The sequence below is a fragment of the Acinetobacter sp. 25-47-130 genome, from assembly GCF_056779705.1.
Window position 1 is genome coordinate 1 of the sequence record NZ_JBWYII010000032.1, and the last position, 330, is coordinate 330.

Genomic DNA, 330 nt, shown 5'->3' on the forward strand with positions numbered 1-330 from the left:
GGGTCAGTACATCGACCCAAGCTGAATCGGTATCGTTGTTGTTACTGCCTGCACCGCCATCAAATTGGTGGTCTTCTGCTCGGGTAAACAGAAAGCGTACTTTGATGCGTCCCCATTCATCGACATGGATTTCTTCTCCTGCAGGTCCCACTACTTTGGCGCGTTGCGGATGGGTGCTAGGTCGATGTTGTAGTGGGTTGTATTCGGGTACGGTTTTGATGTTGCGTCGTTGTAAGATGAGTTCGCTGGCTTGGCGTTCTTGGTCCTTGTGGGTTGCTTGGTTGGTGTTTGTCTTGTGTTTTGGCGTCCATTGGCTGCGTTGTAGCAGTT

1 pseudogene is annotated in these 330 nt (G+C 50.9%); it reads right to left on the reverse strand.

The annotated features are described in order from the left end of the window. Positions 1–330, reverse strand: a pseudogene (locus AC1M83_RS14220) (type VI secretion system tip protein VgrG); the annotation flags it as partial.